This window comes from Nocardiopsis sp. NPDC006139 (assembly GCF_040614155.1).
GTDB lineage: Bacteria > Actinomycetota > Actinomycetes > Streptosporangiales > Streptosporangiaceae > Nocardiopsis > Nocardiopsis changdeensis.
Genome location: NZ_JBEXTT010000006.1, coordinates 43,368 through 56,728, shown reverse-complemented (window position 1 = coordinate 56,728; position 13,361 = coordinate 43,368). Strand labels below are relative to the sequence as shown.

The 13,361-nt window shown below is 73.7% G+C and carries 10 protein-coding genes; 6 read left to right on the top strand and 4 right to left on the bottom strand.

Annotated elements, in window-relative coordinates; all coding sequences use genetic code 11:
• Positions 1-338: 338 nt before the first annotated feature.
• The 5 genes from ABZ249_RS09590 (at position 339) to ABZ249_RS09570 (ending at position 6,081) form a co-directional block, all read left to right on the top strand.
• Positions 339-1,082, top strand: a complete 744-nt coding sequence (locus tag ABZ249_RS09590) for an amino acid ABC transporter ATP-binding protein (protein WP_220562670.1) — start codon at positions 339-341, stop codon at positions 1,080-1,082.
• 60 nt (positions 1,083-1,142) lie between these two features.
• Positions 1,143-2,009, top strand: a complete 867-nt coding sequence (locus ABZ249_RS09585) for a glutamate ABC transporter substrate-binding protein (protein WP_355259729.1) — start codon at positions 1,143-1,145, stop codon at positions 2,007-2,009.
• Between the two features lie 79 nt (positions 2,010-2,088).
• Positions 2,089-2,763: an amino acid ABC transporter permease gene (locus tag ABZ249_RS09580; RefSeq protein WP_220562672.1), complete on the top strand. Its 675-nt coding sequence runs from the start codon at positions 2,089-2,091 to the stop codon at positions 2,761-2,763.
• Positions 2,760-3,785: an amino acid ABC transporter permease gene (locus tag ABZ249_RS09575; protein WP_355259726.1), complete on the top strand. Its 1,026-nt coding sequence runs from the start codon at positions 2,760-2,762 to the stop codon at positions 3,783-3,785. Before ABZ249_RS09580 ends, ABZ249_RS09575 begins: the two co-directional genes overlap by 4 nt.
• A 184-nt stretch (positions 3,786-3,969) precedes the next feature.
• On the top strand, positions 3,970-6,081 hold the full coding sequence (locus tag ABZ249_RS09570; RefSeq protein ID WP_355259723.1) for a prolyl oligopeptidase family serine peptidase: 2,112 nt from the start codon (positions 3,970-3,972) through the stop codon (positions 6,079-6,081).
• A gap of 4 nt (positions 6,082-6,085) precedes the next feature.
• Here ABZ249_RS09570 and ABZ249_RS09565 read toward each other — a convergent pair whose 3' ends face one another.
• The 4 genes from ABZ249_RS09565 to ABZ249_RS09550 all read right to left on the bottom strand — a co-directional run bounded on the left by ABZ249_RS09565 (position 6,086) and on the right by ABZ249_RS09550 (position 8,565).
• Positions 6,086-6,418: a glyoxalase superfamily protein gene (locus ABZ249_RS09565; RefSeq protein ID WP_355259721.1), complete on the bottom strand. Its 333-nt coding sequence runs from the start codon at positions 6,416-6,418 to the stop codon at positions 6,086-6,088.
• A 70-nt stretch (positions 6,419-6,488) separates the two neighbouring features.
• Positions 6,489-7,046: a regulatory protein RecX gene (locus ABZ249_RS09560; RefSeq protein ID WP_355259718.1), complete on the bottom strand. Its 558-nt coding sequence runs from the start codon at positions 7,044-7,046 to the stop codon at positions 6,489-6,491.
• Complete coding sequence (recA, locus tag ABZ249_RS09555; protein ID WP_355259715.1) at positions 7,039-8,199, bottom strand: recombinase RecA; 1,161 nt, start codon at positions 8,197-8,199, stop codon at positions 7,039-7,041. Before recA ends, ABZ249_RS09560 begins: the two co-directional genes overlap by 8 nt.
• Positions 8,200-8,370: 171 nt before the next feature.
• Positions 8,371-8,565, bottom strand: coding sequence for a DUF3046 domain-containing protein (locus tag ABZ249_RS09550; RefSeq protein WP_220562678.1), 195 nt, complete (start codon positions 8,563-8,565; stop codon positions 8,371-8,373).
• 94 nt (positions 8,566-8,659) lie between these two features.
• Between ABZ249_RS09550 and ABZ249_RS09545 the strand changes: the two genes are divergently transcribed.
• Positions 8,660-13,324 (top strand): DEAD/DEAH box helicase, encoded by a 4,665-nt coding sequence (locus ABZ249_RS09545; protein ID WP_355259712.1) that lies wholly within the window; start codon positions 8,660-8,662, stop codon positions 13,322-13,324.
• Positions 13,325-13,361 lie beyond the last annotated feature (37 nt).

Here is a 13,361-nt window from a genome sequence, read left to right as displayed (position 1 = left end):
CTCTGGCTCACGTCCTCAGGCTATCCGGTGTCGCGGACCGCCCAAGGCCGCCGCGGACGGGGGTCACTCTCCGCACCCCGCCCCCCGGAACCGGTTTAGTGACCGGCCGAACGGATATCGGACACATGAACTGCGAGAAAGGTGCTGTCTTCTGATGACCGAACAATGCGGCCTCCAGAACGGCTGGAAACGATTCCAGTACAGTGAGTGACGAAACGCGTACCTACGCTCCGTCCGCATAACGGTTTCATCGATCACGCCGTAACAAGTCAGCCACTCCGTTTGCGGCCCACGTTTTTAGTGATGACACCGCAACATCGACCCACTAGGTTCCGACCATGACCTCAACTCCTCTCGTCGTGCTGGAGAACGTCAACAAGCACTTCGGCGACCTGCACGTGCTCCGCGACATCAATCTGACGGTTAACTCCGGCGAGGTGGTAGTCGTCATCGGGCCGTCCGGTTCCGGCAAGTCGACACTGTGCCGCACGATCAACCGCCTGGAGACGATCGACTCCGGCGTGATCACCCTCGACGAACAGCCGCTCCCGGCCGAGGGCCGCGCGCTCGCGCGCCTGCGCAGCGACGTGGGCATGGTGTTCCAGTCCTTCAACCTGTTCGCGCACAAGACCGTGTTGCAGAACGTGACGCTGGGACCCATGAAGGTGCTGCGCAAGCCCAAGGGCGAGGCCGAGGCCCGCGGCATGGAACTGCTGGAGCGGGTCCGTATCGGCAACCAGGCCCACAAGTACCCGGCGCAGCTGTCCGGCGGACAGCAGCAGCGCGTGGCCATCGCCCGTGCCCTGGCGATGAATCCGAAGGTCATCCTCTTCGACGAGCCGACCTCCGCCCTGGACCCGGAGATGGTCCAGGAGGTCCTCGACGTCATGACCGACCTCGCGAGCGAGGGCATGACCATGGTCGTGGTCACCCACGAGATGGGATTCGCCCGCCGCGCCGCCAACCGGGTCGTGTTCATGGCCGACGGCGAGATCGTCGAGGAGAACACGCCCGACGAGTTCTTCACCAACCCGCAGTCGGAGCGGGCCCAGGACTTCCTCTCGAAGATCCTGACCCACTAGCAGTCCCCCGGCCCACCGGGCCATGAGCTTCGCACGCATCTCAAGGAAGAGGTATCCCCAATGCGAGTCCGTCGCATCAGCACCGCTCTGGGCAGCGCCGCGGCCCTGGCGCTCGCCCTCACCGCCTGTGGCACCGCCGAGGTCGGCGGCGAGGGCGGCGAAGGCGGCGGCGAGGGCAACGGCGGTGGCGACACCATCACCATCGGTGTCAAGTACGACCAGCCGGGCCTGGGCCTGGACGAGGGCGGCACCCCCGTCGGCTTCGACGTGGACGTCGCCACCTACGTCGCCGGCGAGCTCGGCTACACCCCGGACCAGATCGAGTGGACCGAGGCCGCCTCCGCCAACCGCGAGTCCTTCCTCCAGCAGGGCACCGTCGACCTGATCTTCGCCACCTACTCGATCACCGACGAGCGCCGCCAGGTCGTGGACTTCGGCGGCCCGTACTACATCGCCCAGCAGGACATCCTGACCCAGGCCGACAACACCGACATCAACGGCCCCGAGGACCTCGAGGGCAAGACCCTGTGCTCGGCCTCCGGCTCCCGCTCGGCCAACAACATCGTCGACTCCGAGGAGGACGGCGGCCTGGGCGTCGACGCCCAGCTGCGCGAGGCCGGCAACTACTCCGAGTGCCTGGAGCTGCTCGGCAACGGCACCGTCGACGCGGTGACCACCGACAACACCATCCTCGCGGGCTTCGCCGCCCAGAACCCGGGCGAGTACCGGATGGTCAACAACCCGTTCGGCGAGGAGAAGTACGGCGTCGGCATGCCCGAGGGCTCCACCGAGCTCTGCGAGCAGGTCAACGCGGCCATCACCAAGATGTGGGAGGAGGGCGCGGCCACCGAGTACCTGGAGTCGGCCTTCGGTGAGACCGACTTCGCCTTCGAGGAGACCCAGCCCGCGCTCGACACCTGCGAGTAAGTCCGCCATCTGACCCCGTCCGGGAGGTGGGGCCGGGACGTCCCGGCGCCACCTCCCGGCCCTTGACCGGCTGGGACCCATGGAAGCCTTTCTCAGCAATATCGACAGGGTTGTCGACGGTTTCTCATGGACCGTCCGGCTCACCCTCCTCAGCGCCCTGTTCTCGTTCATCCTGGGCATCCTGCTCACCGCGATGCGGGTCTCCCCCGTCCCGCTGCTGCGCGGCCTGTCCACCGCCTACGTGGAAGGTGTCCGGAACACCCCGTTGACCCTGGTGCTGCTCTTCTGCGGCCTGGGCCTCAACAGCGCCCTGGGGCTGAGCTTCAGCGACACCGTCGCCCTTGACGTGTTCTGGTGGGCGGTCATCGGACTGTCCGCCTACACCTCCTGCTTCGTCTCCGAATCGCTGCGGTCGGGTATCAACACCATCCCGCTCGGACAGGTCGAAGCAGCCCGTTCCCTGGGTCTGACCTTCACCCAGAACCTCCGCCTGATCGTCATCCCCCAGGCACTGCGCACCGTCGTGGGCCCGCTGGGCAGTGTGCTCATCGCGCTCACCAAGAACACGACCGTCGCCTCCGTTGCGGGGCTGGGCGTCCAGGAGGCGTCCCGGCAGATGAAGCTCATGTTCGACCAGGGCATCGCGCCGGTCCTGCCGACCTTCGTCGGGTTCGCGATCGGCTTCCTGATCCTGACCCTGCCGACGGGTTACTTCTTCGGCTGGCTGTCCAAGCGCGTGGCGGTGGTCCGATGAGCGCCCAGACCTCGGTCCTCTTCGACGCCCCCGGCCCCCGCGCACGGCGGCGCAACGTCATCTACACGGTCCTGACCGTGCTCCTGGCCCTGGTCGGCCTGGCCGTCCTGTACCTGGGGTTCAACCGGACCCTGACCGACCGGGAGGGCCCGCTGTTCTCGGCGGCCACCTGGGCGGTCAACCCGGACGGCCAGTGGGCGGCCGACATGTGGGAGCCGTTCCTGCGGCCCGACACGTGGACCGGCTACGTCATCCCCGGTCTGCAGAACACCCTGACCGCGGCGCTGACCGCGTCGGTGCTGGCCGTCGTGTTCGGCCTGGTCTTCGGTATCGGCCGGCTGTCCGAGCACGCCTGGATCCGCATCCCCGCCGGGGCCGTCGTGGAGTTCTTCCGCGGCATCCCGCTGCTGATGCTGATCTTCTTCACCATGGCGCTGCCGATCGTCGCCTGGCAGGTGTTCGACATCCCGACCGGCACCTTCCAGGTGACCGCGCTGGCCGCGGTCGTCACCGGCCTGACCCTGTACAACGGGTCGGTGCTGGCGGAGGTGTTCCGGGCGGGCATCCTGGCGGTGCCCAAGGGCCAGTCCGAGGCCGCCCAGGCCATCGGCATGACCCGGACGCAGACGATGTGGCAGATCCTGATCCCGCAGGCGATCACGTCGATGATGCCGGCGATCGTCGCCCAGCTGGTGGTCCTGCTCAAGGACTCCGCGCTCGGCTACATCGTCGCCTTCCCGGAGCTGCTGCGCAGCTTCACGCTGCTGGCGACCCGGGAGAGCAACGTGATCCCGGCGGCGATCATCTGCGCGATCATCTACATCATCATCAACATCGCCCTGAGCCGGCTGGCGATCTGGCTGGAGCGCCGCAACGCACGGCGCGGCCGCGTCTCGGCCCGGCCCACCGCGGCCGGCGGCGCCCCGGCCGCGGTCGACGCCACCGGGACGGCCGCCGGTGCGGCCGCCTCGGAGGGCCCCTCCGAGGGGCCCGACGGCACGGCGGGGCCCAAGAAGCCCTAGTCCCCGGCACCCGTTCGACGGCCCCGTCCACCCCGTGGACGGGGCCGTCGGCGTTCCCGCCCCGGCGGGGCGGGCGGACCCTCACAAGACGGATACGGGATCCGGCGGGACTGCACACGCGGCCCCGCGAGGACTAAGGTCGACATGTCATCGGATACACCCCACGACCCATCCTGAGCGGGATATGTCTGAACTGTCGAGCCACGGCTCCTGGCCATCGCCCATCAGCGCCGCCGACGTCGCCCGTGGGGTGCGCGCCCTCGCCTTCCCCTCCGTGGTGGGCGACGAGGTGTGGTGGGAGGAGAGCCGGCCCGAGGAGGGCCGCCGGACCATCATGCGGCGCGGCGCCGACGGCACCCTGACCGAGCTGCTGGCCGCCCCGTGGAGCGTGGGCAGCCGCGTGCACGAGTACGGGGGCCGGGCCTTCCGCCCCGTGCCCCGGCGCGACGACAAGGCGCTGGTGCGCATGGGCGTCGTCTTCGTCAACTCCCCCGACCAGCGCCTGTACCTGCTGGAGCACGGCGCCGCCGCGCCGGTCCCGCTCACCCCCGAACCGGACGGGCCCGCGGCGCTGCGCTACGCGGAGCCGACGCTGGGGCCCGACGGCCGCAGCGTCCTGTGCGTGCGCGAGCAGCACTCCCAGGGCACGGTGCGGCGGTCGATCGTGTCGGTGCCGCTGTCGGGCCGGGGCGCCTCCGACCCGTCCGCCGTGCGCGAGATCGTCTCGGGCGCCGACTTCTACGCCTCCCCCACCCCCTCCCCCGACGGGACCAGGCTGGCGTACGTGCGGTGGAACCACCCCAAGATGCCCTGGGACGGCACCGAGCTGCGGATGGGCCTGTTCGACGGGGACGGGCTGACCGGCGAGTACACGCTCAAGGGCTCCTCGGAGGAGTCGGTGGTCTCCCCGGTGTGGATCGACGACACCTCCCTGTACGCGGCCTCGGACTGGCCGGGCTTCTGGAACCTGTACCAGGTGGGGCTCACCGGCCCGGCGATCGCGCTGTACCCGGCCGAGGAGGAGTTCCACTCCCCGCCGGGGCGACTGGGCGACCGGTCGTTCTGCGTGCTGGACTCGGGGAAGGTGGTGGCGCTGCACGGCGACGCCGACATGGTGCCGGGCGTGTACGACCCCGACACCCTGGACCTGGCCCCGGTGGACACCGACCTGACGTCGTGGTCGATGCTCGACACCGACGGGCGCACCGTCGTGGGCGTGGCGGCCTCGCCGACCGTCCCGCAGTCGCTGGTCCGGCTGGACCCGGCCACCGGGCGGGTGGAGGTGCTGCGCGGGTCGATGGAGTCGGTCCCCGACACCGCCTACCTGCCGGTGCCCCGCAAGGCCACGTTCCCGGGCCGCTACGGGGCCCCGGTGCACGCCAACGTCTACCCGCCCACCCACCCGGAGCACACGGCGGCGGGGCCCGCGCCGTACGCGGTGTGGGTGCACGGCGGCCCGGTGTCGCACGCCACGACCGCGTTCGACCCCTTCAAGGCGTACTTCACCAGCCGGGGCATCGGCGTGGTGGACGTCAACTACGGCGGGTCCACCGGGTACGGGCGCTCCTACCGCAAGCGCCTGCACAAGGAGTGGGGCGTGGTGGACGTCGAGGACGTCACCGCCGTGGCCCGGGCCCTGGTGGAGCGGGGCGAGGCCGACCCCGAGCGGCTGGCGGTGCGCGGGCCGAGCGCGGGCGGGTACACGGCGCTGGTGGCGGTCACCGGGGACGTGTTCGCCTGCGGGGTGTCCTACTTCGGGGTGACCGACCTGCTGGGGCTGGTGCGCACCACCCACGACTTCGAGTCGCGGTTCCTGGACACGCTGGTGGGCCTGCTGCCGGGGTTCGTGGAGCGCTACCGGGAGCGGTCGCCGATCAACCTGGCCTCGGAGATCGACGTGCCGGTGCTGCTGCTCCAGGGCCTGGACGACCCGGTGGTGACCCCGGACCAGGCGTTCGCCATGGCGACGGCGCTGGGCGGGCGGAAGGTGCCGTACGCGCTGGTGGAGTTCGAGGGCGAGGCGCACGGGTTCACCGGGGAGAAGGCGCGCAGGGAGTCGCTGGAGGCCGAGCTGGCGCTGTACGCGCGGGTGTTCGGGTTCGCGTCGGACGCGCCGCCGCTGGAGCTCGCCACCGAGCCGCCCGCCCCGCGCCCCGAACCGGAGCCCGAACCCGAACCGGTCCAGGCCCCGCCGGACGGCGCGGCCGCCGCGGAGGCCCCCGGCGGGGAGCCCGCCCCGGAGCCGGACGCCGCGGCACCGGTCGCCGAGCCGGCCGCCCGGACCCCCGAGGCCTGACCGCTCAGTCGGTCGGGACGCCGATGCGCAGCCGGTTGCCGTCGGGGTCGCGCAGTTCCAGCTCGCGGCCCCACGGCGCCTCCTCCACCGGGACGCCGAACTCGGCGGCCACGGCGTCGATGTCGTTCAGCCGCAGGTAGACCAGGGTGTCCGGCCGCGCGTCCCCCTCGTGCTCCGACAGGAACAGCCGGACCCGCCCCCGGTGCACCTCGACGAACGCCGGGAACCCCGGCTCGAACCGGTGCTCCCAGCCGAACGCGAACCCCAGCCGCGCGTACCACCGCACCGCCGCCTCCGCGTCGGCCACCCGCAGGATCGGGACGGCCTCCTCGGTCATGTCGCATCCTCCGTCACGGTGTACTCCCACTCCGGCCGCCACCGCCGCGGCACGTCCACCGGGGTGAGGCTCACTCCGGGAAGTCCGGGTCGAGGTCGAGGCCCTCGGCCTCCAGTTCCTCGCGGACGATCCGGTAGGACAGGCCGCCGCCGTAGCCCTTGCGGGCCAGGACGCCCAGGGCGCGGCGGACGCGGGTCTCACGCTCGCGGCCGCGGCTGCCGGAGAGGCTGCGCCGGGCCAGGGCCCGGGCGGCGGCCGCCTCCTCCTCGTCGCCGAGTTCGGCGACCGCGTCGCGCACGGTCTCCTCGGCCACGCCGCGGGTGCGCAGCTCACGGGTGAGCGCGGCACGGGACAGCCCCCGGCCGTGGTGGCGCGAGCTCACCCAGGCGCGGGAGAAGACGGCGTCATCGACCAGTCCGGCCCGCGTGCACTCCTCCATGACCGCGGCCACGACCTCTTCCTCGTGGCCGCGGCGGAGCAGGCCGGCCTCCAGCTGCGCGGCGGTGCGCGGCTTGTGCGCGAGCATCCGCAGGGCCAGGGTGCGGGCCCTGTTCAGTGCCTTCTCCCCGCCGGACGACGGCGCGGCGTCGGGGCCGTCGCCGTCCGGCGGGGTGTCGGCCTCACGCATCCGTCGCGGGCGCCTTGACGGTGGTGGTCTTGGCCGGGGCCTTCTTGGCGGGGGCCTTGTCGGCCGCCGCCGGAGCCGCGGCGGGGGCCGCCTTGTCCGCAGGGGCCTTGTCGGCGGCCGCGGCCTTGGGGTCCTCCGGACCCGAGGCGCTGTCGTCGCCGGTGGAGACGCCCAGCTTCTCCTTGATCTTCTTCTCGACCTCGTTGGCGATGTCGGAGTTGTCGCGCAGGAAGTTGCGCGCGTTCTCCTTGCCCTGGCCGAGCTGGGTGCCGTCGTAGGTGTACCAGGCGCCCGACTTGCGCACGATGCCGTGCTCCACGCCCAGGTCGATGAGGCTGCCCTCGCGGGAGACGCCCACCCCGTACAGGATGTCGAACTCGGCCTGCTTGAAGGGCGGCGCGACCTTGTTCTTGACGACCTTGACGCGGGTGCGGTTGCCGACCGCGTCGGTGCCGTCCTTGAGGGTCTCGATGCGGCGCACGTCCAGGCGCACCGACGAGTAGAACTTCAGCGCCCGGCCACCGCTGGTGGTCTCCGGGGAGCCGAACATCACGCCGACCTTCTCGCGGAGCTGGTTGATGAAGATCGCGGTGGTGCCGGTCTGGTTGAGCGCGCCGGCGATCTTGCGCAGCGCCTGCGACATGAGCCGGGCCTGCAGGCCGACGTGGCTGTCGCCCATCTCGCCCTCGATCTCGGCGCGGGGCACCAGGGCCGCCACGGAGTCGATGACGATGATGGAGACGGCGCCGGAGCGGATCAGCATGTCGACGATCTCCAGCGCCTGCTCGCCGGTGTCCGGCTGGGACAGCAGCAGGTTGTCGGTGTCGACGCCGATCTTCTTGGCGTACTCGGGGTCCAGCGCGTGCTCGGCGTCGACGAACGCGGCGATGCCGCCCATCCGCTGCGCGTTGGCCACCGCGTGCAGCGCGACGGTGGTCTTACCGCTGGACTCGGGGCCGTACACCTCGATGATCCGGCCGCGCGGGATGCCGCCGATGCCCAGCGCCACGTCGAGGGCGATCGCCCCGGTGGGGATGGCCTCGATGGGCGGACGGTCGTCGTCGCCCAGGCGCATGACGGAGCCCTTGCCGAACTGCCGCTCGATCTGCGCGAGGGCGGTTTCGAGAGCCTTCTCTCGGTCTCCAGATGCCACGGGATACCCCTGTTGGGTCGATGCCTTCTTCTTCATGATGCGCACGACGCTACGCGGTCGGTCCGACAATCGCGATGTCCGGCGTCGGCCTGTGGAAAACCCAGCCTACCCGAACCCCTGTTCGATTTCCGTTCGAACGCGCGAACGCGTCCCCCCTCTTCTCCCCTGTGGTCAGCGCGCCGCGGCCGGGAGGTCGAACGCGTCGCAGACGGCCCGCCAGACCTCCTTGGCCGCGACCCCGTCGGCGAGCGCCCCCTCGACGGTGCGCGAGCCCAGCCCCTCGATCACGTAGTCCTTGGCCAGGCTCTGCGCGTACGCCTCGCCGAACTGCTCGTACATGTTGTGCCAGAAAACAGTCAGTCTCATCGGCCCCAGTATCGTCGATCCCCCGCTCCGGTGTCGGCCGTCGTCCACAGGCCGCCTCCCCGGAATCGTCGCCCCCGGGGTGCAGACTTAACGGATGACACCGTCCTTCTTCGGGCCCGCCACCCGGGCCTGGTTCGAACGCGCCTTCCCCGGCGGACCGACCCCGGCCCAGGAGGGCGCCTGGGCGTCGGTCGCGGGCGGGAAGGACACCCTCGTGGTGGCCCCGACCGGGTCGGGCAAGACGCTGGCGGCGTTCCTGTGGTCGCTGGACCGCCTGCTCTCCTCCCCCGTCCCCGAGGACCCGGCCCGCCGGTGCCGGGTGCTGTACGTCTCGCCCCTCAAGGCGCTGGCCGTGGACGTGGAGCGCAACCTGCGCGTCCCGCTGGCGGGTATCTCCGCGGCCGCCGCGGAGTCGGGCGCCCCGGTGTCCCCCGTGTCGGTGGGCGTGCGCACCGGCGACACCCCGGCGGACGAGCGGCGGCGAATGGCCACCCGGCCGCCGGACATCCTCATCACCACCCCCGAGTCGCTGTTCCTGGTGCTGACCTCGCGGGCCCGCGAGGGGCTGGCCGGGGTGGAGACGGTGATCGTGGACGAGGTGCACGCCCTGGCGGGCACCAAGCGCGGCGCCCACCTGGCCCTGAGCCTGGAGCGGCTGGAGGAGCTGGTGGACCGGCGCACCCTGCGGATCGGCCTGTCGGCGACGGTGCGCCCGGCGGAGACGGTCGCGGAGTTCCTGGGCGGCGCCGCGATCGTGGCGCCGCCGGACGCACCGCACCTGGACCTGAGCGTGGCGGTGCCGGTGTTCGACATGGAGGAGCCCCACCTGCCCCCGCCGCCCCGGGCCCTGGGCCCCGGGGACCCGGAGGAGACCGGCGCGGAGGTGGAGCCGCTGGAGGCCCCCGGCCCCCCGGTCCCGGCGGACGCCTCCCCCGCGGGCGCCCCTCCGGCCGCGGGCCCCCCGGCCGGCGCCGGCTCGCTGTGGCCGCACCTGGAGCGCCGGGTGCTGGACCTGGTGGAGGAGCACCGGTCCACCATCGTGTTCACCAACGGCCGGCGGACCGCGGAGCGGCTGTGCGCCCGCCTCAACGACCTGTACGCCGAGCGCCACGGCGCCGACCTGCCGCCCGCGGAGGTGCCCGCGCTCGTCATCGCCCAGTCCGGGAGCAGCCGGGGCGCCGCGCCGGTCATCGCCCGCACCCACCACGGGTCGATGTCCAAGGCCGAACGGGCGGTGGTCGAGGACGACCTCAAGGCGGGGCGGCTGCGCTGCGTGGTGGCCACCTCCAGCCTGGAGCTGGGTGTGGACATGGGCGCGGTGGACCTGGTGGTGCAGGTGGCCGCGCCCCCGTCGGTGGCGTCCGGGCTCCAGCGGGTGGGGCGGGCCGGGCACCAGGTGGGCGGCACCTCGCGCGGGGTGTTCCTCCCGGCGTTCCGGGGCGACCTGCTCACGACGGCGGTGGCGGTGGAGCGGATGCGCGCGGGCGACATCGAGCCGCTGCGCATGCCCCGGTCGCCGCTGGACGTGCTGGCCCAGCAGATCGTCGCGATGGTCGCGATGGACGAGTGGCCGGTGGCGGAGCTGGCCGCGGTGGTGCGGCGGGCCGCCCCGTTCTCCGACCTGGCCGACAGCGTGCTGGAGTCGGTCCTGGACATGCTGTCGGGCCGCTACCCCTCCGACGAGTTCGCCGAGCTGCGGCCCCGCCTGGTGTGGGACCGCCGTGAGGGCGTCCTGCGGGCCCGGCCCGACGCCCAGCGGCTGGCGGTGGTCGCCGGGGGCACCATCCCCGACCGGGGCATGTACACGGTGCACCTGGCCGGCGCGGAGAAAGCGCCGACCCGGGTCGGGGAGCTGGACGAGGAGATGGTGTACGAGTCCCGGGTGGGCGACGTGTTCGTCCTGGGCTCCACCACCTGGAGGATCGAGGGGATCACCGCCGACCGGGTGCTGGTCTCCCCGGCCCCGGGTCGGCCGGGCCGGATGCCGTTCTGGAAGGCCGACGCCCAGGGCCGCCCGGTGGAGCTGGGCCGGGCCATCGGCGCGGCGGTGCGCAGGCTGGGCGAGGCGCCGCGGGAGGCGGCGGCGGAGTTCTCGGGGCTGGACCCGTGGGCGGCCCGCAACCTGGCGGCCTACGTCGCCGAGCAGCGGGACGCGACCGGTCACGTCCCCGACGACCGCACGGTGGTCATCGAGCGGTTCCGCGACCAGGTGGGCGACCGGCGGGTGGTGGTCCACTCGCCGCTGGGCGACCGCGTGCACGCCCCCTGGGCGCTGGCCGTCGCCGCGCGGATCCGGGAGCGGTACGGGGTGGAGAGCCGGGTGCTGCACGGGGACGACGGGATCGTGCTGAACCTGCCCGACACCGTGGGCGGCCTGGACGAACCGGGGGTGCTGGCCGAGCTGGTGGCGGTGGACCCCGAGACCGTGGAGGCGGTGGTCACCGACGAGCTGACCGGGTCGGCGCTGTTCGCGTCCCGGTTCCGCGAGTGCGCGGCCCGGGCGCTGCTGCTGCCGCGGCAGCGGCCGGACCGGCGGATGCCGCTGTGGCAGCAGCGGCTGCGCGCCTCGCACCTGCTGTCGGTGGCGGGCCGCTACGGGTCGTTCCCGATCGTGCTGGAGACGGCGCGCGAGTGCCTGCGGGACCTGTTCGACGTGCCCGCGCTGGTGGAGGTGCTGCGCGGGGTGCGCTCGCGCGACGTGCGCGTGGTGGAGGTGGAGACCGACCGGGCCTCGCCGTTCGCCCGGTCGCTGCTGATGGAGTACACGGCGGCGTTCCTGTACGAGGGGGACGCCCCGGCCGCCGAGGCGCGCGCCGGGGCGCTGGCCCTGGACCCGTCGCTGCTGTCGGACCTGCTGGGCCGGACCGACCTGCGGGACCTACTGGACCCGGGGGTGGTGGCGGAGGTGGACGGCCTGCTCCAGCGCACCGCCGCCCCGGTTCGCGACGGGGAGGCCGCGGCCGACCTGCTGCGGGAGCTGGGGCCGCTGACGACGGCGGAGGCCGCCGCCCGGGGCGTGCGCGCGGAGTGGCTGGCCGCCCTGGAGGAGGAGGGCCGCGCGGTGCGGATGCCGCTGCCCGGCGCCGTGGAGCCGCCCGAGCCCGCCGACGGCGACGCGGCCGGGCCCGACCCGGCGGCGGCCGTTCCGGGCGGGGGCGGGCCGGTGGAGCGGTGGTGCGCGGTGGAGGACGTCGCGCGGCTGCGGGACGCGCTGGGGGTGCCGGCGCCCCCGGGGGTTGCGCGGGCTCTGCTGGAGCCCGCGGCCGACCCGGTGCGCGACCTGGTCTCCAGGTACGCGCGCACGCACGGGCCGTTCACCACCGCCGCGGCCGCCGCCCGGCTGGGCCTGGGCGAGGAGGCCGTCGCCGGGATGCTGCGGGTGCTGGCCCGGGAGGGGCGGGTCTCGCGGGGCGGGTTCCGTCCCGGGGGCACCGGGACGGAGTGGTGCGACGCCGACGTGCTGCGCCGCCTGCGGCGGGGGTCGATCGCCCGGCTGCGGGCGGAGGTGGAGCCGGTCGACCCGGCGGCGCTGGCCCGGTTCGCCCCGGCCTGGCAGCGGGCGGTGCCCGGCGAGCGGTGGCGCGGGCCGGACGCGGTGTTCGAGGCGGTGGAGTCGCTGCGCGGAGCGCCCGTCCCCGCCTCGGCGCTGGAGTCGCTGGTGCTGCCCTCCCGGGTGGAGGGCTACGAGCCGCGGATGCTGGACGAGCTCACCCAGGCCGGGGAGGTGGTGTGGGCGGGCGCCGGCCCGCTGCCCGGCGGGGACGGCCGGATCGTCCTGCTCCCCGCGGACGAGGCGGCGGAGCTGGCGCCCGCCCCGGTGCTCCCCGAGCCGGGTTCGCCGGAGCACGCGGTGCTGTCCGCACTGCGCGAGGGCGGCGCGCTGTTCTTCCGCGACCTCGCCGACCGGGTGACCCGCGACGGCGGGATCGGCGCCCCCTCGGACGCCGACCTGGTGGCGGCGCTGTGGTCGCTGGTCTGGAACGGCGTGGTCGCCAACGACACCCTGGCCCCGGTGCGCGCCCTCCTGGGCGCCGGCGACCCGGTGCGGCCCCCGCGGAGGCCGCGGCCGGGCCGGGCCCCGCGGGCGGTGCTGCCGACCCGGTCGGGGCCGCCGACGGCGGCGGGCCGCTGGTCGGTGCTGCCCGAGCGGGAGGCCGACCCCACCCGGCGGGTCCTGGCGTCGGTGCAGGCCCGGCTGGAGCGGCAGGGCCTGCTGGTCAAGGGCTGGCAGGGCGGCGGCATCTCCCCGGACGAGTACCGGGTGCTGCGGTCGATGGAGGAGGCCGGGCGGGTGCGCCGCGGCTACTTCGTGGCGGGGCTGGGCGGCGCCCAGTTCGCCCTGCCCGGCGCGGTGGACCGCCTGCGGGCGCTGGCCGGGGAGAACCGGGGCGGGGCGGTGGCGCCGGTGGTGCTGGCCGCCGACGACCCGGCCAACCCGTTCGGCCGCGAGCTGCCCTGGCCGGAGGCGGGCGAGGGCGGCCGCCCGGCGCGGACGGCGGGTGCGGTGGTGGTGGTCGACGACGGGCGGCCCACCCTCTACACGGGCCGGGGCGGGCGCTCCGCGCTCACCCTGGGGGCCTCCCCGCAGGAACTGGCCAGGGCCGCGGCCGCCCTGGCCGAGGTGGTGCGCACCGGCGCGCTGGGCACGGTGACGGTGGAGCGGGCCGACGGGACCGAGGTGTTCGGGACGCCGCTGGACGCCGCGCTGGTGTCCGCCGGGTTCCACGCCACCCCCAGGGGGCTGCGGCTGCGCCCGTGAAAACCCCTGGTGGCGGCGTTCGGTCCCGGGCATGATG

What these genes read in the sequence shown, in the direction of transcription:
- ABZ249_RS09590 (WP_220562670.1), top strand. Translation starts at nt 339, where the DNA reads ATGACCTCAACTCCTCTCGTCGTGCTGGAGAACGTCAACAAGCACTTC.
- ABZ249_RS09585 (WP_355259729.1), top strand. Translation starts at nt 1,143, where the DNA reads ATGCGAGTCCGTCGCATCAGCACCGCTCTGGGCAGCGCCGCGGCCCTG.
- ABZ249_RS09580 (WP_220562672.1), top strand. Translation starts at nt 2,089, where the DNA reads ATGGAAGCCTTTCTCAGCAATATCGACAGGGTTGTCGACGGTTTCTCA.
- ABZ249_RS09575 (WP_355259726.1), top strand. Translation starts at nt 2,760, where the DNA reads ATGAGCGCCCAGACCTCGGTCCTCTTCGACGCCCCCGGCCCCCGCGCA.
- ABZ249_RS09570 (WP_355259723.1), top strand. Translation starts at nt 3,970, where the DNA reads ATGTCTGAACTGTCGAGCCACGGCTCCTGGCCATCGCCCATCAGCGCC.
- ABZ249_RS09565 (WP_355259721.1), bottom strand. Translation starts at nt 6,418, where the DNA reads ATGACCGAGGAGGCCGTCCCGATCCTGCGGGTGGCCGACGCGGAGGCG.
- ABZ249_RS09560 (WP_355259718.1), bottom strand. Translation starts at nt 7,046, where the DNA reads ATGCGTGAGGCCGACACCCCGCCGGACGGCGACGGCCCCGACGCCGCG.
- ABZ249_RS09550 (WP_220562678.1), bottom strand. Translation starts at nt 8,565, where the DNA reads ATGAGACTGACTGTTTTCTGGCACAACATGTACGAGCAGTTCGGCGAG.
- ABZ249_RS09545 (WP_355259712.1), top strand. Translation starts at nt 8,660, where the DNA reads ATGACACCGTCCTTCTTCGGGCCCGCCACCCGGGCCTGGTTCGAACGC.